This window comes from Psychroflexus planctonicus (assembly GCF_014640195.1).
In the GTDB taxonomy this organism is placed as follows: Bacteria; Bacteroidota; Bacteroidia; order Flavobacteriales; family Flavobacteriaceae; genus Psychroflexus; species Psychroflexus planctonicus.
In genome coordinates this window covers 1-1,951 of record NZ_BMGM01000022.1, presented here as the reverse complement: position 1 = coordinate 1,951, position 1,951 = coordinate 1, and the positions used below count along the sequence as shown (strand labels likewise).

At 32.4% G+C, this 1,951-nt stretch carries 2 protein-coding genes; both read left to right on the top strand.

What is annotated here, in order from left to right:
* A partial coding sequence (locus tag IEV72_RS13520; protein WP_229731936.1) for a hypothetical protein occupies positions 1-201 on the top strand: 201 nt, incomplete at its 5' end.
* A gap of 492 nt (positions 202-693) precedes the next feature.
* Positions 694-1,951, top strand: a 1,258-nt coding sequence (locus tag IEV72_RS13515) for a GLUG motif-containing protein (RefSeq protein WP_229731935.1), incomplete at its 3' end; no start/stop codon positions are given.

The window sequence follows — 1,951 nt, the reverse complement described above, 5'->3', positions numbered from 1 at the left end:
AATATAAAATTAGGTATCGCAATTAGCTTACTTTTCATGTTAGTACTCATGCCGGAAGCACAAGCACAGAGTTTAGAAGATGTATTCGATTTTGATAACGACAATGTAAACGATGTGCCCGAAGCAACGATTAACATGTTAATATATGCCGGATTAGTTGTAGGAAGCTATTTTGGTATTAAAAAAATAAAAGCATGTTGAAGCGGTTAAAAAAAATCAATAAGCTCGATGTGGTATCCTATATTTTATACATAGCAGTTGCTATAATTCTTATATACATCATCTTCGTTCTTTAAGAACAAATTCAGCTTGAAAAAGAGCTTGAGTTAATGCTAAAGCAAGGAATGTAAAGATATTATTAGGAGTTATTTTTAAAAACCACCTTTTACGCAAGTAAGGGTGGTTTTTTTAATATTATAAGTTTTACGATGTAAAGACAATAGATAAAGTTTAAGTATAGTCATGAATCATATAAATTAATTTTTTAGAGTAATATATTAAATTTTTGTAGAATTTAATCTAATATTGTAATATAGAATAGCTTATGGTTTTGTAAGTTTGATACTAAAATTGGAATTATTTCTAATTTTTAGAAATAATTTGATATGTAAATTAATCAAAATTACTAGCTTACAATCTATTACATTTTTGGTACACAGATTGTTCTAAGTGTAAATTAAATTTTTATTTGTTATGAAATTAAAATTATTTTTGTTAATCACATTATTTAGTGTTGTTAACCTGACTGCTCAAGTAACAGCTGTACAACCTTTCGGATCAGGTACAGAAATAGACCCATATCAAATTACTAGCTTTGAAAATTTATTTTGGATTTCTGATTTAGCAGCTTCAGCATCAGATATACAAGATAGAAATGCTGCGCATTACATTCAATTAAATGATATTGATGCAAGTGAAAGCCAGACTATTGCTAACGGATTTAACCCCATTGGTAAATTTTCTGATGGTGGTTTTTCTGGAAGCTATAATGGTCAAGGCTTTGCTATAGACTCACTTAGTATAGATAGAGATGCTAATAACACAGCTTTCATTGGTCTTATTGACAGTGGTAGTGTTGAAAACTTAAATTTTACTAATGCTGTAGTTGAAAGTAATAGTAACAATATAGCCGTTTTAGCAGCAAGTTTGACTAACTCTGGTAGCATTATTAGTTCTTCGGTTAGCTCATCAACTATTACGGTTACAGGTACAAGTATTGGCAATATTGCTGCTCTTGTGGGCACAATTGATAATGCTACTATAAGCGACTCCTACGTAGAAGGAACTACAGTAACTGCTACAGGTGCTAATCGAGTAGGTGGTTTAGTCGGTAGGATGATTAACAATGCAAGCATAACCACGAGTTATGTTGTAAACACTGATATTACTGGTAACAGCGATGTTGGTGGATTTGTTGGACTTGTTTCTGGTGGTGAAATTAATAATAGTTATGCTCGTGGTAATGTAAATGGAGTTACCAACACAGGTGGTTTTGCTGGAAGTATTACAGGAGGTTTAATTGATAAATCTTATGCTGCAAATACAGTAACAGCTTCCGATACTAATGAAGACCCCGCGGGATTTGCCAACCAAACAGGAACTAATTTAGTCACCAATTCTTTTTACGATAGTGACGTAACATCTACAGATAATAGTGATGCTACAGGCGAGACTACAGCTAACATGACACAAGAGAGCATATTTATTACTGCTGGTTGGGATTTTGTGTGTGAAACTACAAACGGAACAGAAGATATTTGGTCTATTAGCACAGGAGTTAACAATACTTATCCCAACTTAAATGGTGAAGAAGATCTATTCATTAAAGCCGTACAACCACAAGGAGATGGTTCTACACTAAATCCATATTTAATAACTTCATTAGCTAATTTATATTGGATTACCATTACCCCTAGCTCATGGGACGCTAATTTTGAACAAATCAATGATA